Origin of the sequence: Trichocoleus sp. FACHB-46 (assembly GCF_014695385.1) — a bacterium.
Lineage (GTDB): Bacteria > Cyanobacteriota > Cyanobacteriia > FACHB-46 > FACHB-46 > Trichocoleus.
Window position 1 is genome coordinate 97869 of record NZ_JACJOD010000013.1, and the last position, 26880, is coordinate 124748.

Annotated in this window: 23 protein-coding genes; 9 read left to right on the plus strand and 14 right to left on the minus strand. The window is 46.8% G+C overall.

Going from position 1 to position 26880, the window contains the following annotated elements; translation table 11 throughout:
* Positions 1-128: 128 nt before the first annotated feature.
* From H6F72_RS08065 to H6F72_RS08095, 7 genes are all read right to left on the minus strand, one after another.
* On the minus strand, positions 129-2423 hold the full coding sequence (locus H6F72_RS08065; protein WP_190433544.1) for an EAL domain-containing protein: 2295 nt from the start codon (positions 2421-2423) through the stop codon (positions 129-131).
* A gap of 176 nt (positions 2424-2599) precedes the next feature.
* Positions 2600-3235 (minus strand): hypothetical protein, encoded by a 636-nt coding sequence (locus H6F72_RS08070; protein ID WP_190433546.1) that lies wholly within the window; start codon positions 3233-3235, stop codon positions 2600-2602.
* Positions 3236-3476: 241 nt separating this feature from the next.
* Positions 3477-4244 carry a glutathione S-transferase family protein gene (locus tag H6F72_RS08075; protein ID WP_242016840.1) on the minus strand — a complete coding sequence of 256 codons (768 nt, stop codon included), beginning with the start codon at positions 4242-4244 and terminating at the stop codon, positions 3477-3479.
* 3 nt (positions 4245-4247) lie between these two features.
* Positions 4248-4850: a TetR/AcrR family transcriptional regulator gene (locus H6F72_RS08080; protein ID WP_190433547.1), complete on the minus strand. Its 603-nt coding sequence runs from the start codon at positions 4848-4850 to the stop codon at positions 4248-4250.
* A 220-nt stretch (positions 4851-5070) separates the two neighbouring features.
* On the minus strand, positions 5071-5322 hold the full coding sequence (locus H6F72_RS08085) for a hypothetical protein (RefSeq protein WP_190433549.1): 252 nt from the start codon (positions 5320-5322) through the stop codon (positions 5071-5073).
* A gap of 29 nt (positions 5323-5351) precedes the next feature.
* Entirely contained in the window at positions 5352-7709 is a 2358-nt protein-coding gene (pcrA, locus tag H6F72_RS08090) for a DNA helicase PcrA (protein ID WP_190433551.1), read from the minus strand.
* Positions 7710-7898: 189 nt separating this feature from the next.
* On the minus strand, positions 7899-8825 hold the full coding sequence (locus tag H6F72_RS08095; protein ID WP_190433553.1) for a TIGR01777 family oxidoreductase: 927 nt from the start codon (positions 8823-8825) through the stop codon (positions 7899-7901).
* Positions 8826-9053: 228 nt separating this feature from the next.
* Here H6F72_RS08095 and H6F72_RS08100 point away from each other — a divergent pair, with 228 nt between their 5' ends.
* Positions 9054-9752: a diacylglycerol/polyprenol kinase family protein gene (locus tag H6F72_RS08100; RefSeq protein WP_190433555.1), complete on the plus strand. Its 699-nt coding sequence runs from the start codon at positions 9054-9056 to the stop codon at positions 9750-9752.
* 399 nt (positions 9753-10151) lie between these two features.
* A complete protein-coding gene (locus tag H6F72_RS08105; RefSeq protein WP_190433556.1) occupies positions 10152-10817 on the plus strand; it encodes a hypothetical protein in 666 nt (221 codons plus the stop codon).
* Between the two features lie 254 nt (positions 10818-11071).
* On the opposite strand, the gene H6F72_RS08110 is transcribed toward H6F72_RS08105, so the two are convergent.
* Positions 11072-11221: a hypothetical protein gene (locus H6F72_RS08110; protein ID WP_190433557.1), complete on the minus strand. Its 150-nt coding sequence runs from the start codon at positions 11219-11221 to the stop codon at positions 11072-11074.
* A 704-nt stretch (positions 11222-11925) separates the two neighbouring features.
* Between H6F72_RS08110 and H6F72_RS08115 the strand changes: the two genes are divergently transcribed.
* The 4 genes from H6F72_RS08115 to H6F72_RS08130 all read left to right on the plus strand — a co-directional run bounded on the left by H6F72_RS08115 (position 11926) and on the right by H6F72_RS08130 (position 16934).
* The gene (locus H6F72_RS08115) at positions 11926-13287 is read left to right on the plus strand and encodes a nicotinate phosphoribosyltransferase (protein ID WP_348252023.1); all 1362 of its coding nucleotides are present in this window, start codon (positions 11926-11928) and stop codon (positions 13285-13287) included.
* Between the two features lie 59 nt (positions 13288-13346).
* Complete coding sequence (locus tag H6F72_RS08120; protein WP_190433558.1) at positions 13347-13946, plus strand: nicotinate-nucleotide adenylyltransferase; 600 nt, start codon at positions 13347-13349, stop codon at positions 13944-13946.
* A complete protein-coding gene (locus H6F72_RS08125; protein WP_190433559.1) occupies positions 13907-14653 on the plus strand; it encodes an NUDIX domain-containing protein in 747 nt (248 codons plus the stop codon). Before H6F72_RS08120 ends, H6F72_RS08125 begins: the two co-directional genes overlap by 40 nt.
* A 274-nt stretch (positions 14654-14927) precedes the next feature.
* Positions 14928-16934 carry an ABC transporter ATP-binding protein gene (locus H6F72_RS08130; protein WP_190433560.1) on the plus strand — a complete coding sequence of 669 codons (2007 nt, stop codon included), beginning with the start codon at positions 14928-14930 and terminating at the stop codon, positions 16932-16934.
* Positions 16935-17065: 131 nt separating this feature from the next.
* On the opposite strand, the gene H6F72_RS08135 is transcribed toward H6F72_RS08130, so the two are convergent.
* Together H6F72_RS08135 and H6F72_RS08140 are read right to left on the minus strand one after the other, a co-directional pair.
* Positions 17066-18040, minus strand: a complete 975-nt coding sequence (locus H6F72_RS08135) for an Npun_R2821/Npun_R2822 family protein (RefSeq protein ID WP_190433561.1) — start codon at positions 18038-18040, stop codon at positions 17066-17068.
* A 112-nt stretch (positions 18041-18152) separates the two neighbouring features.
* Positions 18153-19097 (minus strand): hypothetical protein, encoded by a 945-nt coding sequence (locus H6F72_RS08140; RefSeq protein WP_190433562.1) that lies wholly within the window; start codon positions 19095-19097, stop codon positions 18153-18155.
* Positions 19098-19475: 378 nt separating this feature from the next.
* On the opposite strand from H6F72_RS08140, the gene H6F72_RS08145 reads away from it, so the two are divergent.
* The 3 genes from H6F72_RS08145 to H6F72_RS08155 all read left to right on the plus strand — a co-directional run bounded on the left by H6F72_RS08145 (position 19476) and on the right by H6F72_RS08155 (position 22442).
* Positions 19476-20480: an Npun_R2821/Npun_R2822 family protein gene (locus tag H6F72_RS08145; RefSeq protein WP_190433564.1), complete on the plus strand. Its 1005-nt coding sequence runs from the start codon at positions 19476-19478 to the stop codon at positions 20478-20480.
* Between the two features lie 10 nt (positions 20481-20490).
* On the plus strand, positions 20491-21408 hold the full coding sequence (locus H6F72_RS08150; RefSeq protein ID WP_190433566.1) for an Npun_R2821/Npun_R2822 family protein: 918 nt from the start codon (positions 20491-20493) through the stop codon (positions 21406-21408).
* 83 nt (positions 21409-21491) lie between these two features.
* On the plus strand, positions 21492-22442 hold the full coding sequence (locus H6F72_RS08155) for an NAD-dependent epimerase/dehydratase family protein (protein ID WP_190433569.1): 951 nt from the start codon (positions 21492-21494) through the stop codon (positions 22440-22442).
* Here H6F72_RS08155 and H6F72_RS08160 read toward each other — a convergent pair.
* From H6F72_RS08160 to H6F72_RS31060, 4 genes are all read right to left on the minus strand, one after another.
* Positions 22439-23884 (minus strand): FAD-binding domain-containing protein, encoded by a 1446-nt coding sequence (locus tag H6F72_RS08160; protein WP_190433571.1) that lies wholly within the window; start codon positions 23882-23884, stop codon positions 22439-22441. The genes H6F72_RS08155 and H6F72_RS08160 overlap by 4 nt on opposite strands.
* 82 nt (positions 23885-23966) lie before the next feature.
* Positions 23967-24515 (minus strand): NUDIX hydrolase, encoded by a 549-nt coding sequence (locus H6F72_RS08165; protein WP_190433573.1) that lies wholly within the window; start codon positions 24513-24515, stop codon positions 23967-23969.
* Positions 24516-24527: 12 nt separating this feature from the next.
* On the minus strand, positions 24528-25046 hold the full coding sequence (gene folK / locus H6F72_RS08170; RefSeq protein WP_190433575.1) for a 2-amino-4-hydroxy-6-hydroxymethyldihydropteridine diphosphokinase: 519 nt from the start codon (positions 25044-25046) through the stop codon (positions 24528-24530).
* Between the two features lie 74 nt (positions 25047-25120).
* Positions 25121-26827 carry an AAA family ATPase gene (locus tag H6F72_RS31060; protein ID WP_199298965.1) on the minus strand — a complete coding sequence of 569 codons (1707 nt, stop codon included), beginning with the start codon at positions 26825-26827 and terminating at the stop codon, positions 25121-25123.
* Positions 26828-26880 lie beyond the last annotated feature (53 nt).

The window sequence follows — 26880 nt, forward strand, 5'->3', positions numbered from 1 at the left end:
GGCTGTGGCAGCTTGTTGTTGAGTGGTTTCTGCTTGCTGGCGGATACTCGTTTTAATTCCGGCTAAGTCAGAGCGGAATTCAGTCATACTTTCTGAAGGCAATCCGATTTGATAGGTGAGTGCTTTAGTTAATTCTCTATTGTGGCTTTGATATTAGCTTCTTCGTAATTTATTTGAAATAAGCGATTGCGGCCTTGAGCTTTAGCTCGGTAAAGACCTTGATCCGCGGCTGCAATTAAAGTTGCAGCAGAAGACTGGCCCTGGGGAATTGTTGTGGCGACACCGAGGCTAAGCGTTACGAATCCAGTAACTTGAGAACTAATGTGCAGCAGTTGCAAAGTTTTGATCTTGGCCTGGATTTCGGTCGCGACTGCGGCAGCACCCACCGCATCCGTATTCGGTAGGATGATGGCAAATTCTTCACCCCCGTAACGAGCCACTAGATCCGCAGGTCGCTTTACAGCTTGGGCGATCGCTTGGGCAACTTGTCTTAAAGCATCATCCCCAGCTAAGTGCCCGTAGGTGTCGTTATACAACTTGAAGCAATCTACATCGCACAGAATCAAAGACAAAGTAGCTTGCTCACGCGCTAATCGCTGCCATTCCTGAGCTAAATACTCATCAAAGCAGCGACGATTTGCCACTTGAGTCAAGCCATCTGAGGACGCGAGGCGCTGTAGCTCCTGGTTGGCTTGTTGCAGTTGTTGATAAAGTTCCGACTGCTGAATCGCGATCGCGGCTTGACCCGCCAACTGGCTGAATAGATTCATCTCAGAAGCTTTCCAGCTTCTAGGACCGCTACACTGATGGGCGATCATTAGCCCCCACAGCTTCTCCTGCTGCAAAATTGGCACCACTAAATTAGCCCGAATTTGCAACTGCTGTAGTAGCTCCACATGGCATGGAGTCAGCTCTGCGGCGTGAATATCTTCAATTGCTTTAGTTCGTCCTTGCTTATATTCACAAGCGTGATTGGATTGGAAGCAAGTATCTATGACATTCAGCCCCAATATAGGTAGCCATCCCTCGGCTACAGACTCTACCACCACAACCCCACTCCAGTCGGACGCAAAGCGGTAAAGGACAACCCGATCTACCTGAAACAGCTGTCGAACTTCTGCCGCTGTGGTTTGCAGAATTTCATTTAAGTCTAGAGATTGCCGAATGCGCTGAGTTACAGCAGCCACAATTCGCTCCGACTCACTTTGCTGGTCAATTTGCGCCTGTAAGTCGTAGTTTGCTAGCGGTTGGCTGCCTACCTGCTGAGCCTGACTACTTGCGTCCGGCAGGTTGTCACTAAGTTGATTTAAAGTCGGTGGCGCGATCGCAGTTAAGCAAGGCGTCGTAGCGGCGGGCAAAGCCCCTGGTTTGGCAATCAAGTATCCTTGGGCAAAAGTGGCACCGCGCTGCCGCAGCCAGTCCAGCTCCCCAATGCACTCAATGCCTTCAGCCACGGTCTGAATATTTAACTGCTGCGTAATTTCCAAAATCTTTTCTGTGATTAGACCTTTATAGGGGTCTTGATGCACATCTCGAACCAGGCCCATATCCAATTTGAGGAAGTCTGGACGTAATTGATGCAATAAATTAAGGCTAGAGTAGCCAGAGCCTAAATCATCCAGCGCGATCAGAAACCCTGCATCTCGGTAGTATTTCAAAATTGATTTGAGATGATCCAAATCCTGAGGGCGATCGGACTCAATTACTTCAAACACCACATGCTCATGGGGAATGCCTGCCTCATCAATGGCATCTACGGTACTCCGTAGGCAGGAAACTGGGTCATACAACGCCGTGGGGGAAAAATTGATAAAGATGTGGCTGGAGATTTGATGCCGACTGGCAGCAGCGATCGCGCTTAAACGAGCCAGTCGATCCACTTGGGGCAGCAGTCCCGCTTCTGTAGCCAAATCCAAAATGGCACCTGGCATAATCAAACGATCCTGCTCGTCAAACCCCCGCAATAGCGCTTCGTGAGCATAAATCCGAGAGGTGTCTGCCATGTGAACAATCGGCTGAAAAAAGCTAGTGAAGCGTTTAGCCGCCAGCATCTCTACCAGCCAATCAGATTGGGTGAACTTGATGAAGCGTTGCAACGAGGTAATATCGCTAAAGTCATGAATTCGGGGCTGGATATTACCTCGAACAAACAACACTTGAGTAGATTCCAACTCTCGCGGAGTCAGCAACTCGCCGATATTTTTGGCTAACTCCTGGGTTTGTCCAGGTGCACAAGCAATACTCAGGCCATGCCGCTCTGGCATCAGATCGCAGCTGAAGTTTGCTGTCTGCAAGTAAGGCACGATTTTTTTTAGGGTGTGCGGTACAGGCAGCCACAGAAACAATCTGCCAGCCTCTGCTGCACCACAGGGCGAGAGGTTGTAGCAAGCACAGGATTTCGGACCAGCATTAGCTTGGCTCACAACTCGCCTACCTTGATAAAACAGCTTTAATTAGTAATTCCCAGCCAAAATCACGAGAGCCCGAAATATTATCAGGAGTTTTCAAAGAATTATTAAAGATCTCTCTTTAGGCATAAAAGCGGGCAGACCCAAAGCCAGAATCAGTCGAGCTTAGACTTTTATCTATTATCTAACTTTTAATCGTTTGGTAGCGGCGGGCGGAAGCAAAGGTAAGCCAGTGGCCCAAATAGCGGAATTAAAGCCACAGTCCAAAACAAGCCTGGTTCTTTTAAACCTCGACGGGCCATGTCGTCTCCTAGCAAGGTCGGCCACAACAGACCGAAAAGGCAAAACGCCAAACTCATTAGGTGAATGAAGCGGCTGGTTTGAAACTCCTGCACAAACCCACCCCAATCACCCAATAGAATGCCATAGGCGATAAAGGCGATCGTGCTTGTGCTGATCAACCAACCAGTGCGGCGTGAATCCCAAAAATTGAGCCAGCCATCTTTAGGCCCCGAAAAATGTTGGTTCGGCTCTCGTAACGCCAAATAAGGAATTAAACCCAATACTCCGGTGCCCAGAGAACCTAGGACAAACGGCCAAGCAGGAAGCTTTTGCATACGGCCATCGGCAAATATGAGGCAGCTATAGATCATCACCCACATGCCAATCAGACTGAACACTGCCACGACCCAAGCGTTCAGATCTGTCCAGTTTCCCGCCAAGAAGTTTTGTAAGCGGCCTACGTCAGGCTGCCAGGGGGGAGCTAGGAACACAGCATAGGCAATAAAGCCAATCCAGAGCAGCCACAATCCGACTTTTCTGATCATTGCTTTCACATCACGATTCAGCCAACCGCTCGATCAGGTTATTTAGGAGCGTCACTCTTACCTGCCTGTCTAGCAAACAGATAAACCGCGCCCCAAGCGAGCAGCACAATGATTAGTAAATAACTCATTTATTTTCCCCATTCTGATCACAGCGTAGATAAATCCAAGCGGGCGTCCCTCTTTCCTAAGGCAGGTCACTCAGCGGTATCCTCAGCCGTGGTCCAGCTCGTAGCAACTAGAACTAAGAACCAGGGGCGATCGCTTTATCCCGTCGTCTACCCTGCGAATATTGGCGCAACCGTTGTTTGGCAATGATCTTGACTCGCCGCCTAAATTCCTCAAACTGCTGTGGGTTGGGTTGTGTTTTTTGCCAAGCCTCTCGTGCCATCAAGCGCTCCGACCAAGCTTTTAGGGCTGGGTAATCTACTAAGTCAACTTGCACATAAGGCAACAGAGACACCACAACTCCTGCGACAACATCGCCTAAAGTCAATTGGTCGCTGCCAAAGTAAGGGCGATCGCCCAACAACTCGTTAAGAAAACCCAACCCCTGCGCCACTTGAAGTTGAATTCGTTCGAGCTGCTTTGAGTTTTCGGGCTGCACCACCAATCCAAACACTGCTGGCCCCAATTCGTTCGTCGTCACCATCTGGGCCATCCGTACTGTGGCGATCGCCTGCGGATCAGTTGGCATCAGAGCAGATTGAGGGTATTTAGCTTCTAGGTAATCCAGAATTGCCAAAGATTCCAAAACTCTCACCCCTTCATCTACGACTACAGGAATGTGATGAAAAGGATTAATCGCGGCAAACTCCGGTTGGAATTGGTCTCCATTCAACTGCATCAGCACAGGTTCAAATGGAATCTGTTTTTCTAACAGCGTCAACCAGACTCGACGCGCATTAGGTGAGAGGGGAGCATAGTAGAACTTCAGCATTAAAAACTCCGAGAAGGACGAATTCCGACCGATCGGTCTGTAGAACTTCAAAAAAATAACCCTTCGTTTCATCCGCTAAATTGATGGTGGTGGCAAGCGATCGCAAAGGTAATCATTTAGATGCGCGATCGCTCGCTCCAAATGCACCGGATCGTCATAGAGCTTGCTCATCATTAGGGCTCCTTCCAAGGTAGAAATCATCACCGTTGCTACGGTATCCGCCTCAACCGTAGGCCGAATTTCACCCCTGGCAATTCCCCGCTCCACAGTGCGTCGAATCGAATTGCGTAAGGTATTCATCGCTGCTTGAGCGCGATCGCGCAACGCAGGATTGGCATCATCACTCTCGATCGCCGTATTGAGAATTGGGCAACCTCCCGCGATCGGCGGGTCTTCGATAAAACTGTAAAAGACACCCAAAATCGCTTGCAGCCGTTCTATAGCATGCTGCTTTGTCGCTAGAGCAATGCGAAGCCGTTCTTGGCATCTCTGAAAAGCAAAGTCAAAAGCCTCTAAAGCTAGAGCCTGCTTACTCGTGAAATGGTTGTAAATCCCTCCTTTTTGTAACCCTGTCGCCTGCATAATGTCCGACATCGACGAACCCGCGTAGCCCTGCTGATTAAACAGAGTCGCCGCCTCTTGCAGGATCTTGGCTCTAGTTTCGTCAGCCTTAGCCATACAGCAGTCCTCAAAAAGAACCGATCGGTCTTTTTAAGAGTACAACAACCCCATCACTAATACAAATCAACCTAATGCACCAAACATTGTGCCCCTTTTGGAGGGAGTCTGAGGGATGCAACCGTCTCTCAGCACGGGCTTGGGGGCAAGCGCCCCCGAAGGCTCGGTTCTGCAAAATCTAACGGTATGCAGCACCAACCAAGCCAAAGACTCAACCTATTTAGCCACCTTGAGCTTCCTGCTGTTCCAGCTTCTCCTTCGAGTCACCCCAATAGGCGCTATAGGTCCACTCCTCGCTATTCCCCTTGTCCTCCATAGACCAGCGGTAAATAGCTGACTTTGGGTTCACTCCAATCTCCAAGAGCTTAGCGCCCATGTAGTATTCCATCTGGCGCTTCGTCATATCCTTCCAAGCCTCGGCTCTGTTCTTCTCCAGGGTCTTGGCCATATGAGCTTGCGTATGCTTTGCCATCCTATTTAGGTGCCTCCGATTGAATTGAATTATTCTACGCGCTGCAACACTGTGACCTTTGGGTCAATAATTTTCTGGCCTAAACCTGGAAACTTAATGGCGAGGCAGATTTTGTCCCCTTTGCCAAAGATGTGTGTGACTTGGCCCACGCCGAAAGCTTTATGCACAATGCGATCGCCCACAGTCCAGTCATCTTCATGGCTATTGGGCCGAGCGGAGCCGACAGCAACGCCTTCGCGTTTAGCCGCAGCAATTCCCTGAGTCATCCGTGTGGGGATGGCCGTAGCAACGTTGCTGGTAAGCAATTCTCTAGGCAACTCAGCTAGAAATAGCGAGGGGCTAGCAGGTTCGCGTGAACCATAGAGGCGACGTTCCCGCGCGTGGCTGATGAACAACCGCTCTTGGGCACGAGTGATGCCGACGTAGCAAAGCCGCCGTTCCTCTTCTAAAGCAGTCGGGTCTTCGAGCGATCGGAAGTTGGGGAACAAGCCTTGCTCTAAACCCACCAGAAACACGACCGGAAACTCTAGTCCCTTTGAGGAATGCAGCGTCATTAGGGAAACGCGGGCGTCATCTTCTTTTAGGTCATCCAAGTCAGAGGCAAGAGAGGCGTTGGCTAGGAAACCTGACAAGCTTTTGTCTTCGTTGTCTTCCTCAAATTGCCGCACCGCGTTGTAAAGCTCTTGGACGTTTTGCACGCGATCGAGAGCTTCATCTGTGCCCTGGTTCTGCAAGTCTTGGATATAGCCAGAGTCTTCGAGTACCCCTTGGACAATTTCTGTGGCAGGGATGGTTTCTAGTTTTTCTCGCCAAGTTTGGATGATGTTGGCAAAGTTGAGTACGCCTTTTGCAGAGCGCCCCGCCAAAGTTTTAACCGAAGTGTCGTCTTGCAAGATTTCCCAGAGCGGTACACCCAGTTGTTGCGCCGCATTAGTTAGCGAGTCGATCGTGGTTTTGCCCACGCCACGCCGGGGGGTGTTGATCACGCGCAGCAAACTAACGGTGTCGGCGGGATTGGCGATCGCTCTCAAGTAAGCCAAGACATCTTTAATTTCTCTGCGATCGTAGAACTTGAGACCACCCACGACTTTATAGGGCACTCCCCAACGCACTAACGATTCCTCAAAGGCGCGGGATTGGGCATTGGTGCGGTAGAGAATGGCAAAACAGCCCCAATTAAGTTCGGGGTTCTGGCGTTCTAGGGTGCGGATTTGGTGAACCGCAAACTCGGCTTCAGCCGTTTCATCATCAGAGCGGTGACAGAAAATGGTTTCGCCACTACCGCGAGTCGGCTTCAGGACTTTGTCGATCCGCTCCGTGTTGTTCTCAATCAGTTCGTTCGCGGCTTGGAGAATGTTTTCGGTGGAGCGGTAATTCTCCTCCAGCTTCACCATCGTCCGAGTGTCGTCGTCGGGGAGGCGATCGCCGAAGTCATCCTGAAAGCCCATCAAGATTTTGAAGTCAGCTTTGCGGAAAGAATAGATCGACTGATCCGCATCCCCCACGACAAAAATCGAGCGGTAATCCCAGCTCTTAAAGTCGCGTGACTCTGCGCCGTTCGTTACAAGTAATCGCACTAAATCGTACTGGGTGCGGTTGGTGTCTTGGTACTCATCCACCAAAATGTGGCGAAACCGCTTGTGCCAGTAAGCTAGCACCTGCTCATTCTGCTTAAAGAGTTGCACGGGCAGCAAAATCAGGTCGTCAAAGTCTAGGGCGTTGTTGGCGGCTAGGGCATCTTGATAGCAGCTATAGACATTAGCAATCACCCGACCTCTAAAGTTGGGCTGCTGTTGCTCCAATTCCTGCGGCGACAAGCCTTCATTTTTGGCGTTGCTAATGGCGTAGCGCACCGATCGCGGATCGAACTTTTTGTCATCCAAGTTCAACTTGTTTTGGACAATATCTTTGACTAAGCTCTGGGCGTCCGATTCATCAAAGATCGAGAAGTTCTTCGTCCACTGACGACCATTACTGTCTTGATACTTATCTACGTCAAACCGCAAAATGCGGCAACACAACGCATGGAAGGTGCCAATCCACAATTCTTTGGTGATGTTTTTGTAGACCCGCGATCGCAGTTGCTTCTGTTCGTAAGGTGCGAGCAAATGAAAGGGCTTGCTAAATTCATCCAGGGCTTGCCGCTCGGCAAACAAGCGCTCAATCCGCTCTTTCATTTCCTTGGCGGCTTTGTTGGTAAAAGTCACGGCCAGGATGCTTTCTGGGTCTACTCGGTGGGTCAGCACCAGATTGGCAATCCGGTAGGTCAGGGCGCGAGTCTTGCCTGATCCTGCTCCCGCTACCACCAAAAGCGGCCCGCAGAAATGTTCCACGGCTTGTCTTTGAGAGGGGTTGAGATGGCCGAGAAAGTCAGTGGTGGCGGTCATAAAACTCTAGGTGCGATCGCGAGCAGAGAACTCATTAAACTGGGTCAGGCAGCTTCAGAGCAAGCGTCATTTGTGTAGAGAGCAGGCTCCATTTCACATACTACAGGGTTGCTTGAAGATAGGGGCAGTGAGGTGAGGTGCGATCGCCGTCCTTCATCACTACGCCTATCCCCATTGCCAATTCTCGTTCTAGCCAGCCGCCAAAATTTCTGAGAGCGCTTGTTTCACCGTGGGATATTGATATTGCAAACCATCGGCGAGGGTGTGCTTTGGTAGAACCTGCTGACCTTCTAGGACAACCTTGGCTCCATCTCCCAGCAAAGCTTCCAAGGCAAAATCCGGGACTGGCAACCAGGAAGGACGGTTCAGCACCTCGCCTAATACATGGCAAAACTCAGCCATACGGACTGGGTTGGGAGCAGTGCCGTTATACACCCCTTGCATATTGGTTTGGGTCAGTGCTTGCAGAATTAGGCTGACCAAGTCTTCGCGGTGAATCCAAGAAAACCATTGCCGACCACTACCAATCGGCCCGCCTGCAAACAGCTTGAACGGAGGTAGCATTTTGGCTAGTGCGCCTCCCATCCCCAAAACAATCCCAGTCCGCACAATCACCAAGCGGGTGCCGCTATCCTTAACTTTTTGGGCTTCCGCTTCCCAGGTTTGGCAAACTTGCGCCAAGAAATCTTTGCCAGCCGCACTGGTTTCGTCAAAGGTAGCGGTTTCACTCGTGCCGTAATAGCCCACTGCCGAAGCGTTGACTAACACGGTTGGTTTCGGGTTGGCTTGGTTGATCGCTGCCACGATGTTTTGGGTGCTAAGTTGGCGGCTGCTCAAAATCTCTTGTTTGCGGGATTCAGTCCATCTGCCGTCTGCGATCGCTTCCCCAGCCAAATTCACCACGCCATCACAACCTGCCACTGCCTGCTGCCAAGCGCCCGGAGTAGTAGGAGTGTAGGGAACAACTTCTACATTTGAGAAAACGGTGCGAGGAAACAACTGTTCGGCTCGCTCACGGCTACGGCTGAAAGCGACAATTTGATGGCCTTCCGCCTGTAAACGCTCGACTAGACGACTGCCGACAAAACCTGTGGCACCTGCGATCGCGACTTTCATACTCTCTTCCGTTACTTAAAAATGCCTTCAAAAATTCTGGATTGAAGGAGACTGACCTGTTATGTAAAAAATCAAGGAAACTTAAAGCTCAGTATACAGAACGGAAGCTGGAGCCGTGGCTAAGGGCGCAACTGGCGATCGCACTCCGGGCCGTAGCAATTAGATCCAAGCCAAGATCTAATCAAGATCTAATAAAGTGAGAAAGCACCTCTACCCTGTGTTCTCGCTTTGCTAACTGAAGTCTTCAGCCTTGTTTCTCCACCCAGCTTTTGGGTCCAGTTAACTGTTGTGGGCATCTGGCTCAGTTGTGTCGTGCTCTTGGCAGAGTGGCTAGGTCGTTATACAGAGACTGACGCAGAGATCGTTCGGAAAGTCGTCCATATCGGCGTGGGCAATGTCATTTTGCTAGCTTGGTGGCTCCAGATTCCCGCCTGGATGGGCATCACGGCTTCTGTTTTGGCTAGCGCGATCGCCTTTACTTCCTATTACGTCCCGATTTTGGCAAGCATGAACAGCGTGGGTCGTAAAAGTTGGGGCACCTTTTTTTATGCCATTAGCATTGGGGTGTTGATTGCTTGGTTCTGGCCTATACACCAGCCTCAATACGCCGCTCTTGGCATCTTGGTGATGACTTGGGGAGATGGGCTAGCAGCTTTAATTGGTCGCCGTTTTGGTCGCCACCCTTACCAGCTTTGGGATATGCAAAAAAGCTGGGAAGGCTCATTGACGATGGCAGGCGTGAGCTACGTGGTCAGCAGCGCCATTTTGTTTGGAGTCCAAGGCAACACTTGGCAAACTTGGTGCATTCCTTTGGCCGTTGCCATAGTTGCCGCTGGCTTAGAAGCTTTTTCCAAGTTCGGAATCGATAACTTAACAGTCCCCATTGCCAGTGGAGCATTAAGTTTTTTATTAAGCAAAATTCTTTGACTGAGCTAATTATTTAGGTATATTTAGCCACTTTGATAATTGGTGCTTCAAATCATTTGTTAAGTTTCTATCAAAAAATAAGCACCTGTTTGATATCTTTAAAAAGTCAAGCCTGAACCAGATTTAAGCGTAAAAACAGATACAGTTTTAATCTTTCATTCAGCATAAACTATCAGTCTTTAGTTCTATGCCAAGCTAGATCTAGAGATTACAGTCATTAATCTAAAGTAAAAGCTAACGACTTCAGCTACTTCTGTTGACAGACTCTCGGATCAGTTAAACCGCTTCTGTCGATAGATTAAAGGCGATACATGAGGAGAGATGATTGTAGCGTTCCGACTCAAGGAACGACATCATTTTATTTTCAATCGCCTTTTATCAATCACCTTATTGAAGTCAATGAATTTAGTTAGCCCAATTAACCTAGATTTTTTTAATTTTGATATCCCTTTATTGCGCTCTAAAGAATCTGCATTTGCCATTGAGGACTTGCCTGGTTTATGGCGAATTCATTGGCAGGTAGGTGATAAAACCATCATTTCCACTTTTTATACGCGCATCGATCAAGCGTGTCTGCTTTGGGGAGTCATTTCGATCGCCATCTTTGCAACAGCTCAATTTCTACCTATCAGTTGGAGTTTGCAAGCTATTTGGTGGTCCGCCTTAACGGTATTCGGCACTCTGGGTATGCATCTATTAACAGAACCCTGGAGCCGATTTGAGCATTTCAAGTGGGTGTTGCGCTGGTGGGCTTGGTTAATGCTCGGTGGTGTAGTGATTACTGACCTCAGCATTTTTTGGGGTTGGGGCGATATGTTGTTGCAGCTTTGCCCCCTATGGCTGGGATTAAACGCAGTGGGTTATTTGGGGACAGGTTGGCGGATGCGATCGCGAGCCTTCATTTTAGTTGCGCTCATTCATTTGCTCGGCATCCTCATCCTGCCTTACTTTGCAGCTTGGCAATTTTTGCTGACTGGAGTTGTAATCGGGGTCAGCGCTCTGCTAATAGCAGAACTACAGTGGGATTCCAACGGCAACTGCACTCAAGAAATCTTAGCGGACTAACTATTTTAGATAAGCTAATTAACTAAGTTAGCGATCGCAACAAAACAGCAAAAAGTTTGGCAGATTAAATCTGGATACTCATGATTAAACTCGGCGAAAAATAAAGGAATACTTCACCGAGTCAAAGATATTTACGAGTAAAACCACGAGCCAATTCGGATAACTAACAACAGTCCTCAAGCAACTTAGGATTGCACTAACTAAGGTTGCATTTAGCCCCTTAGATAGTGCAGAACCGCTAAGCGCCCGATTAACTACCAATCATGAGACCGACTGGATCTCACATCTCCTTCAAAAGGCTGGACACCCGTTGCAGGATACTCATCGTCAGTAGGGCTAAAGATTCGATTCACCGCACCAAAAATAAACTGAATCAAATCATTGAAGACGGCACGTAATTTCATAAGGTTTCTCTCAAGATTAGTGAGTAGTGACTCGACCTAAACTAAGCTGTGTAACCTGATACTTTTATTATCTTCAACTCTTCCAGAACGAGTTGAAATTTGTATAATTCTTTAGCTTAATTGGAGCATCATTTACTCTTCTTGATACTGCTTTACCTTTAAACAGCTAGTGAGAACTTCTTTGGGTACAAGCCAGAGCGATCGCCCTGAGATTTTTGAGCTTTTTCATAGACACAATTACTAATTCGTCAAACCTGGGCGCTAAGCGCAGCAGCTAAACTCTTATTGTTTTTAAGCTAAGTCAAGCACCTAGTTTTGCAAAAAATCACTATAAATTGGTGGGTTAAATCTCTAGAGCATTCCTAGTACGGATAGCCTGTTGGCTAGTAGGCAGGAGCTTCACCTCACTGCTTGCAGACTGCTCCTATCATGCAATTTTGACAAAATCAGTGAAACCTTAGCAGAAGCTTTATCTAATTTTGGTAAATTTGACTATAATTAGAACAAAGGCTCTGGGACGACAAGAATAGTCGTGTTAGAAGCACCTTGAATGCACTAACTGACACGCCAATTAGCAACTCATTGTGGAAAGGTGTTGAGAAAAATGGCTGAATTGCTGAGTTGAGGCAACCTAGAGGGTTGGTTGTAGAGTTGCTGCCTTCGCAAAAATCAAACGTGAGAATTTTGTTGGTCTAGGAGAAAATGTGACCCATTTAGAACTAACGCTACAGCCAGAAGATTATAGTTTGCTGACCGATCTTTACCAGCTCACTATGTCGGCTTGCTATGTCGGAGAAAGCATTGAGCGACGTCGGGCTAGTTTTGAGCTCACTGTGCGACGCTTGCCAGAAAATTTTGGCTATTTGGTGGCGATGGGTTTGGCGCAAGCATTGGAGTACTTAGAAAAGCTCCAATTTAGTCCAGCACAAATTGCAGCCTTACAAACCAGTGGGATTTTTAGCCACGCTCCCGATCGCTTCTGGACCTTGCTAGAAACTGCCCGCTTTACCGGAGATGTCTGGGCTGTCTCAGAAGGGACCGTTGTCTTTGCCAATGAACCGCTTTTAAGAGTAGAAGCTCCCTTGTGGCAAGCCCAAATTGTGGAAACCTATCTCTTAAATGTGCTGAATTACCAAACACTCATTGCCACTCGCGCCGCCCGGATGCGAGATGCGGCGGGTCCACAAGCGGTGCTATTAGAATTTGGTACTCGTCGGGCTTTTAGCCCTCAGGCAGCACTCTGGGCGGCAAGAGCCGCTTTAGGTGCTGGGCTAGATGCTACTTCTAATGTGCTCGCGGCCCTCCAGCTCGGTCGTCAACCCGCTGGGACGATGGCTCACTCCTTAGTCATGGCTTTAGCAACCCTCCAAGGAAGCGAAATGGAAGCGTTTACGGCCTTTCACCGCTACTTTCCGGGGGCTCCTTTGTTGATTGACACTTACAACACGATCGCCGCTGCCGATCAACTTGCTCAGCAAGTCGAAGCTGGCACCCTGACGTTGGAAGGGGTACGGATTGACTCTGGAGATTTGGCTATACTTTCCCAACAAGTGCGATCGCGGCTTCCGGGTGTACCCATTTTTGCCAGTGGAGATCTAGATGAGTGGAAAATTGCAGAATTACGAGGCGCAGGTGCTTGCATTGATGGCTACGGTTTAGGTACCCGCTTAGTCACCGGAGAGCCTGTCAACGGAGTTTATAAGCTCGTCGAACTGGATGGTCGGCCAGTTATGAAAGAGGCTAGCGGTAAGTTAACTTATCCTGGACGCAAGCAAATTTTTCGCTGCTTTGAACACGGACAAATCCACAGCGATCGCTTAGGGTTGATCACAGAAATGCCTAATCATGAACAACCGTTGTTACAACCCGTCTTTAAACAAGGGGAGCGCTTGCAATCAACCGAAACCTTAGAGGCGATCGCAGAGCGCACCAGCGTCTCTGTCGCGAGTTTACCCGCCGAGTTACGTCGCCTCCAATGCCCATCACCCCCACCTCTAGAAATTTCCGCTTCTCTCCTAGAGCTAACGAATCAAACCCGCCACGCCCGACCGTCACGAAACGATTAGATTCTCTCCATCAACTTGCCTGTTCTTACAGCTCACCTATCCCGTTGGCAACTTAACCTATGCCGAACATTGCGCTCTTTGGCACCAGTGCTGATCCACCCACCGCCGGACATCAAGCCATCTTGGGTTGGTTATCTCAACAGTTCGACTATGTGGCCGTTTGGGCTTCTAATAATCCTTTCAAATCTCATCAAACGCCTCTAGAGCATCGAAGCGCTATGCTCCAGCTCTTGATTCAAGATATTGAACCACCACGACACAATATCAGCTTGCATCCAGAACTCAGCAGTTCTCGTGCCCTAATCACCGTTGAACAGGCGCAGCAGCAATGGCCTGATGCCCACCTCACCTTTACAATCGGTGCGGATTTAGTCGCCCAATTGCCCACTTGGTACCGAGTAGAAGACCTACTACAACAAGTCAAGCTGTTGGTTATTCCTCGCCCAGGTTACCCTCTAAAGGATAATGATTTGGCGGAGTTGAGGCAGCTTGGTGCCAAAATTGCGATCGCTAATTTGACTGGACCTGCCATTTCTTCCACCGCCTATCGGGAAGCAGGCCACGCAGAAGCATTATCCCCAACCGTTGAAGCTTATATTCATCAAGAGCAATTGTACGCATGGCAGGAAACCGCCCCAAAAAGAGTGCAGATCCGGTAACCCAACCAGCATTGGCGGACTTCAAAGTTGGAGTAGACAACGTCATTTTTTCAGTGGACACAGCTCAGAATCGGCTCCTAGCTTTATTAGTGATGCGCCAGGAAGAACCTTTCCTTGGCCAATGGTGCTTGCCAGGAACCTTAGTGCGGCAAGGAGAATCTTTAGAGGACGCTGCCTATCGAATTCTGGCCGAAAAAATTCGGGTCAAGAACCTTTATCTAGAACAGCTCTATACCTTTGGAGAACCAGGCCGCGATCCTAGAGAATCACCTGACAGTTATGGAGTGCGTTATCTCTCCGTCAGCTACTTTGCCCTAGTACGGTTTGAAGACGCTGAACTGATCGCCAATGGGGTGAGTGGCATCGCTTGGTACCCTCTCGAGCAAGCGCCCCAACTAGCCTTCGATCACAACCAAATTCTGAAATACGGATATCAACGACTGCGCAACAAATTGGAATACAGCCCAGTAGCCTTCGAGGTGTTACCAGACGTATTTACACTCAACGACCTCTATCAACTCTACACAACCGTTCTAGGGGAAAATTTTTCAGACTACTCCAATTTTCGCTCTCGTTTACTCAAGCTTGGCTTTCTCCATGACACTGGCATCAAAGTGTCACGGGGAGCAGGACGCCCTGCCAGTCTCTACCGCTTTGATGCCAATGCATTTACCCCGTTCAAGGACAAACCGCTGGTGTTCATTTAACTTTACTTAATATTTACAAAGCCTTAAAGACTACGTAAAGCAGTACCTAGAACGTATCTAATCGCTGAAATAGATTGACTAACATATAGCGGAATAAACTAAATCTCATAAACCAATGAGGGTCAAAAGCTGGGAGGTTTCGATAATAAAAATATATTGTAAAAAACTTTAGAACGACGTTTAATGCAATAATAGTAACTTTAGTTATTAAAAACACTAAGTTTATTTGCTACTAGTTAGAAACCCTTAACAGGAAACAAACAAGAAACACTGAATGTCTCCCAATCAACTACTGATAAAGTACGCTCTCCGATACCCACTTTGGAATGTCATCACCATAGTATTGGGTTTTTCTGGAGCCCTGTTTAATGGTGTTAGCACGACTCTAATTGTGCCTGTAGTCTTGAGTTTTCTAGGTCAAGATGTAGTTCTGCAGGGCGGACCACCCGTAATTCAAAAAATTATGGGCATGTTCAGTGGTGCACCTGAACAATATCGTCTGATTTTAATGTTGGGAGCAATTCTATTTGCGATTGGTCTCAAGAATGTAATTGGATACATCAATTCTCTATCCTCAGGTCATTTAGCTAGATTGTTAGTTAATGATTTGAGGAAAGAAGGGCTAAGAATTCTCTTAGAAGTCGATCTGGATTTCTATAGCCAAATTAAGGTTGGGGACATTACTAACCGAATTGGTAACGAGGTTAGCCGAACTGCTCGCTCAGTTCAAATTATCTTTCAGCTTATTTCAACAACTACTACGATCTTAGTATTTGTTGGTATTCTATTATCAATATCTTGGGAGCTGACCCTAGCTTCTACGTTCCTGCTTTCACTAGTTATTTTAGTTAATCAATTTTGGATTCGCCGATCTAAAGAGTTTGGTCGTACGTTAACTGAAATTGCCCGTATTTACACGAGTCGCCTCATAGATATCTTGACAGGGATTCGACTGATTAAAGCTGCTGGTAATGAAGAAAAAGAATACAAACAATTAGAAGACTTAATTTTAGTCCGAGAGAAAGCCGAATTCCAATCTCAGGCTAACTCCTCAGCGATCGCACCCGTCAATGAAATGTCTGGCATCATCGCTGTTTTAACCATTCTATTTCTAGGTCGAACCTTCTTCTTTCAACAGCTAGAAGCGGTCTCCGCTGTATTACTGACCTATCTCTTTATCCTCTTTCGATTACTCCCCGTTGTTGGTCAATTAAACGGCGCTCGCAATGGATTTGCAAATGCTTCGGCGAGTGTTGAAAGTGTGAGTGATTTTCTGCGTCGTGACAACAAACCATTCATGAAGAATGGCTCGTTACTCTACAGCAAACTGGAGAAAGGGATTCGGTTTGAGAATGTATCATTTGGCTATCCAAGCCGCAGCAGCTTGGTACTCAAAAATGTAGATCTCTGGGTTCCCAGAGGAACTACCTTAGCCTTGGTAGGAGCCTCAGGTGCAGGTAAGTCAACGCTTGTCGATTTGCTACCTCGGTTCTACGATCCCACCGAAGGCCGCATTACACTAGACGACCAAGATTTGCGAGAGTTCAACCTCCGATCGCTCCGACAGTCAATGGGAATCGTCAGTCAAGACACCTTCTTATTTAACGATTCAGTTCGCAACAATATTGCCTACGGCAAAGCAGATGCCACTGACGAGGATGTCATTGAGGCGGCCAAGCGATCTAATGCTCACGAGTTTATTTTGCAGCTACCTCAAGGCTTTGATACGCCTCTTGGCGATCGCGGCATTTTGCTCTCTGGAGGCCAGCGCCAACGGCTCGCGATTGCTCGGGCTCTGCTACGCAATCCAGAAATCTTGGTACTAGACGAAGCTACCAGTGCTTTAGATACAGTCTCTGAACGACTGGTGCAACAGGCGATTGATGAATTAAGCCGCGATCGCACCACGATTGTCATCGCTCATCGTCTCTCTACGGTGCAGAAGGCTGACCAAATTGCAGTGATGGACAAAGGCTCTGTTGTAGAGCTGGGCTCCCATGAGGAACTTTTGAAGCAAGGTGGCTATTATGCGCGCCTATGCTTGATGCAGTTTTCGGAAGACACGCAAGAAGCGCTTAAACTCAGCAAACATACTGCTGTCTCTAAAACCTCTTACGAAATTCGCAGCCGCCTGAATTCCATGATTGGTTCTCTAAAGCTGGTTGTTGATGGAATGGCAGAAAACTCAGAAGAAGCGAGTGAACTGACTGAAGAGGCTTACTATTCAGCCGTTAAACTACTGCAAACCTTAGAGTCTCTTGAAGAAGAAGCTAAGGTGTAAGCCTGTAATAGCTAAAGGCTTCTGTGCACTATTACTAAATCATCCTGTTTGCCGATAAGAATAGCTTTTTGAGAGAGCAGGTCATTGTAGTTTTTTACGCCAATGACCTGTTCTTTTTTAGCTTCACTTCCTCATGCCTCATAAAGAAATCTGTAATGTACAAATACATCCTTGTATGGAATACTGCTAATCTTGCGATCAAACAGCTTGTCTGTAATCGGCAAGAGTGCATTCTTGAACGGAATTTTACTTTTTTGCCATTCACAGAGTTGACCAAAAAGCTCATTACTAACCCCCATATAATGCAAGTAGGTTAGTCTTTTGCCTTTGTCGTACAAAATATGTTGCTTTTCCTCAAAATGTTTGGAGGTAACACATACTCCTGTGCAATATTCTGAATCACCATCAAACGTTAAATTGTAAGGCTTAAATAGCTTTTTTAAAGTCATATAATTAAGCAGACGTTGCTCACTCAGCTTGTCTCCAAAAATTCTGATTTCACCAGATGCCAAATCCTGAAGAAACACTTCTAGGTCAAGCTCTGTGATCGCACCTCGCTTCGCCCCCCAGAAACCACTACAGTGAAAGTAGCGTGAGAGGACATCTGTCGATCCATATGAATCTTGGAAAACTTCTATAAAACTATCAATCGTGTTTTTGTTGCTAGAAGTCTTTCTTTGAAAATCATGCACTATGAAATCGTAGTCATCCAGCTTTTGAAAGATGTGATTGAGGGGACGAAAAACTAACGTATCGCAATCGATAAAAATAAATTTATCGAACTCCCCATCAAACGCACAATATTTTCTACTGTGTTGAACTTTTTGAGCTTTCTTTTTCTTGCTTCCTAACTCGCTGGGATAGTCATAGTACAAGGCTTGTACTCTTGTCACAAATCTTTCCCACTTCTCAATAATTGCTTGATTCTCAAATAAAGAGACATTTTTTCTCTTGGTAATCTCTTTTTTAATTAAGTCGATATCGTTGTTATAAGGAATTACACAAATCGGTATGTCTCGACTGTAGTTGGCTTCAACACTATTAAGCAAAGCAACCAACTGATCGTAGACATTATTGTTTGCTACTACGTAAATACCTTGTTGCACAATTCAACCTCCCATTTAGAGTTGGCTCCTTAAAGGAGCATAGTAGCTTCCTTAAAATCAGAATGCCTGCTAAAGATAGAAATAATTTTGCTGTAACAGCTACACAGTTCTTCTATGAAAGCCAAGCCTTGAATTGTAAGTCGTAGTGCCCTGCTTGCTCTGGCGGGTACCAACCTGCTTCAATCTTTTCAATTAGCTGAGGTAGAGCTGCAATAAATTCTGGACCCCGATCCTTCGGATGAACAGTCCAAGCCTTGGGAGAGTCAATGACAGCTCGCACATATTTGTCGTTCTCAATTCTCTTGGAAACCATAATTTCCCAGGAGTCTAGAGCATTTTTGCCAGTGAAATAATTGAGAGTTGTTTTAACAGTGTTGGGTAACTGGTTGAGAACTTGATTTCTGTACGATCGCCACAGAATAGGTAATGGTAGCAATTCCTCAAAACGCTGGACATTAATTAAGTAAGCTCGGCTACTGAAGAATTTGAAGCGATAAAAACCATTGGGATCGCGCTCATAGGGCACCTGCTGATACAAGCTGCCATCCATTGTCGGTGGACCTGCTAGCGGGCGAATGGCCATAATCTCAGGATGTTTTTGTATCAGTTCCATGCCTTCCTCGATCCAGCTATAGCCCGGAGCTTGGTAAAGCATCATGTCACTATCAAAATGGAGGACGTAGTCAGTTTTAGCTTCCTCAATCTTGAATAGGGTACCTAGAATGGGATATCCCTTATAGTTATGGGTTTGGCGGATGCGACGGCCAAAATGTTTGGCATACACTCGGTTATGGTAGGCTTCCGAGTAATCAATATCGGATACCGTATCAACTACCCCTGACTTGAGTAATTGATCACAATTGGCTCGGACCTCCTCCTGGCTACCAATTCCGGGGCGACCCACTTTATCACCGGAGAGGGGAGCCGTATCAATGGCGAGTAGGCGCTGAGTGAAAGGAAAGTTGCAAGTCCTGACTAAATGAGGAATGGTGTGCATCATGAAGGGAACATCAGTCCGCGCAGCCAATATGGATAATGAGCAAGTAGGAGATGCCATTAATCTTTCCTTTCCTTAACTTACATGGAATTTGAGAACGACTAGAGCGGCGGATCTGCTAAAAGCCGTGCTTCTGTCCTTGATTTTAATAGGGGCATATCCATCTGAGTTAGAAGCTGAAAGCCCAACCAACAGCCTAAAGGACACACTGCAAAGAAACTATAAAGTCGCTTAAAGTTTTTGAGAAGAATCCTTGAAAATACGGGTGATTCATCTTAGACAGTTTGCAATTTCAGGCTCTTGTTAGTAGGGTTTAGAGGACTCGTGCTCGTTAGCAACCAGAATTTTGATCTGTAGATTAACGGATTTCACCGTAAATCGCGGAAGATACATGAGTGCCCCTGCATTACAATCAAGCCAGCGTGAGTGGAGAGTTCAATGGTAGATGGTATCTATACCCTTGCTAACGACGTGGTGTATAACCAGTTAGTTGCTCTTTTAAATAGCATTGAAGCTAATGTTGGTAGTGAGATACCAGTTTGTATCATTGCTTATGATGAGCGAGTTGAGCGAGTGCGGGCAGAAATCGCCTCTAGAAAGAATGTCACGCTTCTAGAGGATCCTCATCTGTTTTCTCGTTGGGAAGACTTTTCAAGAAATATTTGGTCAGCTCATCCAACTGCACTTCAAACTTGGCAAAAGCAGGGCATTTCAGGGGTATACCGTCTGGGAATGAATCGACGATATTGTGCTTTTGATCCAGAAGCGCCTTTTGACAGATTCATCTACTTAGATGCTGATGTGCTAGTGATGAATTCCTTGCAAAACGTTTTTGGGGCTTTAGATACTCATGATTTTGTAGTTTACGATTTTCAGTATAAGAGCCCTGATCATATTTATAATTTGCGATCGCCTAAACTCAACGAAGTTTTTCCAGAATCCAGAATTCGCTCCGAAATTTTCTGTGCTGGAATGTATGCATCCAAGCGAGGATTATTAGATCAAGATCAACGAGCTTGGTTAGTGTCTCAATTGCAAGCGGGCGAATCAGAAATTCTCTATATGTCTGCTCCTAACCAATCTGTATTGAATTATCTGGTGATGCGATCGCAGATTCCTATTCACAACTTGGCATTGAATTTACCAAAAGACCAGATTTCTGGCAACGCAATCACCTCTAGCCACTTTGTCGACCAGAATCATGTTTTGTATGACAAGAATGCCCAGCTAACTTATCTACATTACATTGGCTTGTCTTCTAAGTTTTTCGACCGAGTTTGTAATGGAGAAAATATAGACTTTCCCTATCGTGATATTTTCTTGCATTATCGATATTTGCAGGAACCAGAAAATCAACCTCAATTTAGAGGCAAACCAAAGCTTTACAACGCGCCGCCGAGTTTGACAAAGCGGGTCATGAAGAAACTTGGACTAGCTCGTTGAGGAAAAAGTGATGAAGCGTGGCATTTACATCGTTGCGAACGACAAGGTTACGAGTCAGGCGATCGCCTTGCTCAATAGCATCCGACTGCATGATCCAGAGATACCGATCGTCATGATCCCCTACGACGATCAATATCAGGCAGTGGCAGCAAAGCTGAACAGCGATTATGGCGTCACGCTCTACGAGGATTTGCAATTCATCGATCGCTTATCTAGCAAACTCCAACAAACCTTTGGGGAAAAGTTTTTTGCTAGACCCAATCAATTTCGCAAACAGGCTTGCTGGTTTGGACCTTTTGAGGAATTTCTGTATATCGATACCGATATTGTTGTTTTTGAGAAAATCAGTGACAACCTGAATTATTTAGCTAATTATGATTTCATCTGTTGTGATTATCAGCATGCGGGTGGAATCAAAAATGTATTTTCTCAAAAAGTGATTGAAGACCAAGTCTTTAGTGAAACAGACCTAAAAGGCATGTTTAACGGAGGCTTTTGGGGCGCTAAAAAGGGCTTCTTTTCCGAGGAAGATCTATACAACAACTTTGCAGAGTGTGCTGCTCATCCGGAATATTTTGACTTTTCTCAGAAGACTTCCGATCAGCCCATTATTAACTACATGATTTTGAAGCGAGTGCAGCGTCGCCTCAATATTGTCCAGCAAGAGCCGAAAGGCCCTGGTAACTGGGCAGGTAGCCCTCACTTCATTGTTCAAGACCATCGCCTGATCGACTCAAAAGTAAATCGACCCCTGCAATACTTACACTGGGCAGGAATTCGCATCCAACCCGGTTGTCCTTATTGGGAAATTTGGGAGCATTACCGCTATTTGCATGAGCCAAAGCCAGAGCAACCTGCACCTACTCCTCAAAAGTCTAATTTCTGGCGTAAGCTGACCAACAAAGTTAAAAAGCTAGCCGCAGGATAGAGCTAGAGTTGGCTGAATAAAATGCCAGATAGAGTCTGGATATAGTTGAAAGTTAAGTCATTTGTTGAGACCCCCTAAAAGATATGGCTATTCATATTGTCACAGGAGCTGCTGGATTTATTGGCTCTCACTTAGCTGAGGCACTGCTTAACCAAGGACATGAGGTTATCGGTGTTGATCAGTTCAATGATTATTACGATCCTGCACTGAAGCGTAAAAATATTGTTTCCTTCGAGAGCCACTCTGCTTTTCGGTTGGTAGAAGGAGATATTCAAACTTTAGACTGGCCTGCCTTGCTGGATGGGGTAGATGTGGTTTATCACCAAGCGGCTCAGGCAGGGGTCCGAGCTAGTTGGGGCGAAGGTTTTCGCAGTTACACCGAGCGGAATATCAATGCCACGCAAGTTTTATTGGAAGCCGCAAAAGACGCTAAGCAACTGAAGCGACTCGTTTTTGCCTCCACTTCATCTGTGTATGGCAACGCCGAAACTTTACCCACCTACGAATCGATTTGCCCGCAACCTGTTTCCCCTTATGGCATTACAAAGCTAGCGGCGGAGCGTTTGTGTTGGTTATATCATCAGAACTTTGAGGTGCCCGTTACCGCTTTGCGCTACTTCACGGTTTATGGCCCTCGCCAACGCCCGGATATGGCCTTTCACAAGTTCTTTAAGGCCGTTTTGGAAGACCAAGCGATTCCCGTCTACGGAGATGGCCAGCAAACTCGCGACTTCACGTTTGTCGCTGATGCGATCGCCGCTAATTTAGCAGCAGGTAGTGTGCCTGAAGCTATTGGCGAAGTCTTCAATATTGGTGGGGGCAGTCGTGTTGTGTTGGCCGAAGTGCTCGACACAATGGAGCGAGTGGTGGGTCAGCCCATCAAACGCGATCACATTGGAGCGGCGATGGGAGATGCTCGCCATACAGCCGCTGATGTCTCTAAAGCCCAAAAACTGCTAGGCTATCAACCTCAAGTCTCTTTGGCAGAAGGCTTGGCGCGAGAATGGGAATGGATTAAAGCTTTATACGCCTAAGCTTCGACTCCGAGTCCAGCTTTTTGCTGCTGATAGAGTTGCTTGAATAAGCTTTGTTGTTTGTTGTGGTCGACAATGGGGGCGGGATAGCCACAGCGATCGCGCTCTAAAGGCAAAATCTTGCCGCTGAGCAAATCTTCCGTATCCACACTTCGTAGTTCTGGAAGCCAATGGCGGATGTAGGCTGCATCCGGGTCAAATTTTTTAGCTTGGCTGGCAGGGTTAAAAATTCGCAGCGGTTTGGGGTCCATACCACTGGAAGCACTCCACTGCCAGCCGCCATTGTTGGCCGAGAGATCGCCATCAAACAGCTTTTGCATGAAGTACTTCTCGCCTTCCTGCCAATTGATGATCAAGTCTTTGACTAAGAAGCTAGCCACAATCATGCGGCAACGGTTGTGCATCCAGCCTGTCTCGTTCATCTGCCGTATGGCTGCATCCACAATCGGGTAGCCAGTTCTGCCTTCGCACCAAGCTTGCAAGTGGTCGTCGTTGTTTTGCCAAGGAAAATCTTTGAGGGGTTGGCGATAAGGGCCATCAGCTAGCGCTGGGAAGAAGTACAGAACATGCTGGTAAAACTCGCGCCATGCCAGTTCTTGCCGCCAAGTTTGCACCCCGTCTCTGGCTTCGTCGCTGCGAACTTGCTCCATCACTGCTGTAGTGGCTGCCCACACATGGCGCACCCCCAGCACCCCAAACTTTAGTGCGGCGCTGAGTTGCGAGGTGCCGTCTTCAGATGGGAAGTTGCGCTGCTCGGCGTAGTCAGACAAAGCGCGATCGCAAAATCCTTCCAGTCGTTCTTGAGCTGCTGTTTCCCCTGGCGTCAAAACCAGTTCGTTCTCCCAGACAAAGCCTAAATCTTTAGCGGTGGGAAGCGCGATCGCACCGACCTGTTGAGACGCTGCTTTTTCCTCTGACGTTAAACCCACTGCCCCTTGGAAACGTTCTACGGGTTCAGCCTTGAGGCGACTACTCCAATTTCTCCAGAAGGGTGTGTAGACCGTGTAAGGGTTGCCCGAACCCGAACGAATGTCCTCCGGCGCATGCAGAAGTTGGTCCCAGAAGTTGCTCGCTTTAATACCTTTTTCGTGCAGCGCTTCTAGAACGGCGCGATCGCGTTGGCGAGCGTAGGGTTCTATATCCCAATTCCAAAACACAGCCTGAGCATTGAGTGCCGCCGCCAAAGCAGGAATGCCCGTCCGAGGATCAGCCCGGAGAATCAACAATTCACTTCCTGCCTGGGCATAACTTGCTTGTAGTTCTCGCAAGCTGCCGATCATGTAAGTGACTCTGGCAGGAGCAACATCATTGCGCTCCAAAATAAGGGGGTCGAGGCAGAACACACCCACTACTTTGGGGCTTTGCTGACGTGCTTGAGCCAACCCAATATTGTCTGTGATTCGCAAATCACGACGGTGCCAAAACAAAATAAGATCAGACATCCGGGCTTACTGCAACTGCAAGGAAGTGTTTCAGTACTACTGTACTGAACTCTGCCAGATTTAGCCTAAGCTCTGACAATTTCTAGGCTAGAAAAGGGCGAGCTAAGAAGAAGCTGGAAATAGATTTGGCGTCTACAGGTTGTCCCGCCAAAATCGCCTGCTCCAATTCCTTAGGAGTCATCAAGACCAGTTCAATGTCTTCATCGACATCCTGGGCAGGTGGCGTTTCTAACTTTTCTAAATCTTGGGCCAGAAAAGCGTAGATAATCTCATCTGAGTAGCCGGGAGCCAAGGAAAATTCTCCTAGCTTCCGCCAAGCACCAGCGCGATAGCCAGTTTCTTCCTCAATTTCGCGCCGAATCGTTTCTGCTGGGTCTTCGTTAGGCTCGATGGTGCCCGCTGGAAACTCTAGAATCCGCCCCTTCAAGGCAAAACGGTATTGCCGTAACAAAATGAGTTTGCCATCGGGAGTGACCGGGACAGCCAGTGCTCCACCGGGGTGCCGCACACATTCCCAATCTCCTACCGCTCGGTTGGGGAGACGCAGAGTATTGACTTCAAAGTTAAACTTGCGGCCTCGGTAGAAGAGGCGTTGTTTCAATAGCTGTGGGGGTTCGGAACCAAAACCCATAAGATACTCGACTCACAATCGGCGCACTCCTGACCAGTCTACCGCCTGAACCAAATCTGCGATCGCTTTTCGAGAAACTGGCTCCAACCAATCGGAGGCAATTTCGGCTAGAGGCACTAGCACAAAAGCCCGCTCGCTCATGCGGGGATGTGGCAGAGTGAGGGTGTCAGTTTCCAAAATTAAATCATCAAAAAATAACAAGTCGAGGTCAAGCGATCGCGGCCCCCACCGTTCTTGTCTCACTCGCCCAAATTGCTGTTCTATTTCTAATAAAATCGCGAGTAATGTTTGCGGGGTCAGCGTGGTAGTGAGCAGGGCACAGCCATTGAGGAAATCGGGTTGAGGCGGACCAACCGGAGCCGTGACATACCAGTGCGATCGCGCTTGTAGGGTAATTCCAGGTGTCTGCTCTAGCTCTACCAAAGCTGATTCTAAAGTTTGTTGCGAGTCTCCTAAATTGCTACCTAAAGCGATCGCGGCACTGTGAATCAATGGATGCGTGCAGGAACTAGGGACATTTGATAGCGGCATCTCAACCTAATTTTGCAAGTAGTATCTATGGTTATCGAAAGAGGAAAGCAAGATACATAATGCTGGCAAAAAAGCTACGAAAATGGATTGGCAACGAGGTCAAATTCGTGGCTCCAAGACGGTAATTCATCCCCTCTACGCCGTCCATATAACCTTACTCTTTCAATAGATTCAACTCCTAAGCTGGTCATACCCTTCTGAATCAGGGATGCCATAGCCTGAACCTCTGGAACTTGCTCTGCCTCAACCATTACCTGCAAACAATCATTCTTCAAGTTTGCTTTAGCCGTAATTCCTTTAGGTTTGAGAGAGCGATTCATTAAAGCAGCGATCGCTTGCGGATCACCTTTCTTTGCCAATTCTAAAATGTTTTGCTGAGGCGCTGATATTTTTGATTCCTTCTGTTGGTGAATTCCTAGGCTTTCAAGAGAAGGTATATCTTCCGGCTGTATTGTGGCTAATATGGCATCTGTAATTGAGGGTATTCGAGCAATTCTATTAGCTTGTTTCTCTAGAACTTTTTCAAAAATATTTCTCACCAACCTTCCATTGCCAAACATTCTGTCTCTATTCGTATATAAAATATTAAACGTATTTTTTAAGCTTTCTCTGGCTGTATTAGTTAACTGAAGATGACTGTTAACGCAACGTTGCTCAAACATCGCCGATAGTTCTTCAGGGATATAATTTTGAAAATAAAAATATCGGTTAAATCTTGACTTAAGTCCAGGGTTCGATTCTATAAATCTAGTCATTTCATCAGGATAGCCAGCAACCACTACTACTAACCTGTCCCTATAATCCTCCATATATTTAAGTAGTGTATCTATAGCTTCCTGACCAAAGTCATTAGTACCGTCATGTGGCTTTAGGGTGTAAGCTTCGTCAATAAAAAGCACACCGTCTAAAGCCGAATCTATTAATTCTTTAACTTTCAGTGCAGTATGCCCAACATATCCAGCGACTAATCCTGCTCTATCAGTTTCTACAAGATGTCCCTTACTCAGTAAACCTAGGCTTTTGTAAACTTTGCCAAGTAATCGTGCAACTGTAGTCTTCCCAGTTCCCGGTGGTCCGCAAAAGACAGCGTGGAGTGATAAAGGCGTTTTTATCATTCCTCTTTCCAGCCGAACCTTTTGAATTTTAAGAAAGTTAGCTAGGCTTTCTACCTCATCTTTCACATTTTGCATACCAATAAGTTCGCTAAGATGGTTCAAAACCTCATCTAAACTTTCTTCCTCAAGTTCATCAGTAAGACTGACTTCCTCTTCTTGAGTTTCAATATCCTCTTCTTTATTTAATAAGTGCCAAGCCAACTTTAGTGACTCTATTTCCTTTGCTGAAACTGTTCCATCTGCTTTGACGATAACTTGAGCAAATCTGTACATGGCATTGACAAACGGATCAAAGAAATCAGTCCCATTATTCTCGTCAATACTTCTGATTACGGAGGGTATATAAAACTTATAATCTTTATCTTCAATTACTGTCTCAAATAGATCTAATACTGTTTTTTCGTAAAAATTTCTTACTTCTTCTGAGGAATCCCACCAATATAGTTCAGATAGAATATCTTGGCTTTTTCGAACCAATCCTATCATTAGTGAGTAGACGTACAGTTCTTTATGGTCAAAGTCACCATCACTAAACCCACAAATTATGCCTATCTTGGCCAAGTCCAATACTAAAAGGTTTTCAAAATCATCCCCTGTTAGCTCAAGTAATGGAGAAAAAGCGTTATATATAACATTGACCTCTTGCGAAAGCTCATTAGTATTCACAGCATTTCTCCTCTTGGTTTGGGGGCTAGGAAGCAGGTGAGATTTCTGGCCAT

Coding starts and splice junctions, on each gene's coding strand:
- H6F72_RS08070 (WP_190433546.1), bottom strand. CDS start 3,235: ATGATCAGAAAAGTCGGATTGTGGCTGCTCTGGATTGGCTTTATTGCC.
- H6F72_RS08075 (WP_242016840.1), bottom strand. CDS start 4,244: ATGAAACGAAGGGTTATTTTTTTGAAGTTCTACAGACCGATCGGTCGG.
- H6F72_RS08080 (WP_190433547.1), bottom strand. CDS start 4,850: ATGGCTAAGGCTGACGAAACTAGAGCCAAGATCCTGCAAGAGGCGGCG.
- H6F72_RS08085 (WP_190433549.1), bottom strand. CDS start 5,322: ATGGCAAAGCATACGCAAGCTCATATGGCCAAGACCCTGGAGAAGAAC.
- pcrA (WP_190433551.1), bottom strand. CDS start 7,709: ATGACCGCCACCACTGACTTTCTCGGCCATCTCAACCCCTCTCAAAGA.
- H6F72_RS08095 (WP_190433553.1), bottom strand. CDS start 8,825: ATGAAAGTCGCGATCGCAGGTGCCACAGGTTTTGTCGGCAGTCGTCTA.
- H6F72_RS08105 (WP_190433556.1), top strand. CDS start 10,152: ATGAATTTAGTTAGCCCAATTAACCTAGATTTTTTTAATTTTGATATC.
- H6F72_RS08110 (WP_190433557.1), bottom strand. CDS start 11,221: ATGAAATTACGTGCCGTCTTCAATGATTTGATTCAGTTTATTTTTGGT.
- H6F72_RS08120 (WP_190433558.1), top strand. CDS start 13,347: ATGCCGAACATTGCGCTCTTTGGCACCAGTGCTGATCCACCCACCGCC.
- H6F72_RS08125 (WP_190433559.1), top strand. CDS start 13,907: ATGGCAGGAAACCGCCCCAAAAAGAGTGCAGATCCGGTAACCCAACCA.
- H6F72_RS08130 (WP_190433560.1), top strand. CDS start 14,928: ATGTCTCCCAATCAACTACTGATAAAGTACGCTCTCCGATACCCACTT.
- H6F72_RS08140 (WP_190433562.1), bottom strand. CDS start 19,097: ATGGCATCTCCTACTTGCTCATTATCCATATTGGCTGCGCGGACTGAT.
- H6F72_RS08145 (WP_190433564.1), top strand. CDS start 19,476: ATGGTAGATGGTATCTATACCCTTGCTAACGACGTGGTGTATAACCAG.
- H6F72_RS08150 (WP_190433566.1), top strand. CDS start 20,491: ATGAAGCGTGGCATTTACATCGTTGCGAACGACAAGGTTACGAGTCAG.
- H6F72_RS08155 (WP_190433569.1), top strand. CDS start 21,492: ATGGCTATTCATATTGTCACAGGAGCTGCTGGATTTATTGGCTCTCAC.
- H6F72_RS08160 (WP_190433571.1), bottom strand. CDS start 23,884: ATGTCTGATCTTATTTTGTTTTGGCACCGTCGTGATTTGCGAATCACA.
- H6F72_RS08165 (WP_190433573.1), bottom strand. CDS start 24,515: ATGGGTTTTGGTTCCGAACCCCCACAGCTATTGAAACAACGCCTCTTC.
- folK (WP_190433575.1), bottom strand. CDS start 25,046: ATGCCGCTATCAAATGTCCCTAGTTCCTGCACGCATCCATTGATTCAC.